This is a genomic window from Azospirillum griseum, assembly GCF_003966125.1.
GTDB classification, from domain to species: domain Bacteria; phylum Pseudomonadota; class Alphaproteobacteria; order Azospirillales; family Azospirillaceae; genus Azospirillum; species Azospirillum griseum.
On the sequence record NZ_RXMA01000198.1, the window covers coordinates 1 to 244 of the forward strand.

Genomic DNA, 244 nt, shown 5'->3' on the forward strand with positions numbered 1-244 from the left:
CAGTCGATGCCCTCGAGCAGATAGCCCATCTGCCCGACCGAGATCGACACCGCGCCATCCGCCGGCGTCGGCCAGATGAAACGCCCCCTTTCCAGCCTCTTCATGAACAGGCAACTGCCCTGGCCGTCATACCAGATGATCTTCACCAGATCGCCGCGGCGTCCGCGGAAGAGGAAGAGATGGCCGCTGTGCGGGTCCTGGGCGAAGCGTTCCTGCACCAGCAACGCCAAGCTCGCCCAGCCCT

1 protein-coding gene is annotated in these 244 nt (G+C 64.8%); it reads right to left on the reverse strand.

What is annotated here, in order from left to right:
• Nucleotides 1-230, reverse strand: a 230-nt coding sequence (gene tnpB, locus EJ903_RS26755; RefSeq protein ID WP_246016007.1) for an IS66 family insertion sequence element accessory protein TnpB, incomplete at its 3' end; no start/stop codon positions are given.
• Nucleotides 231-244 lie beyond the last annotated feature (14 nt).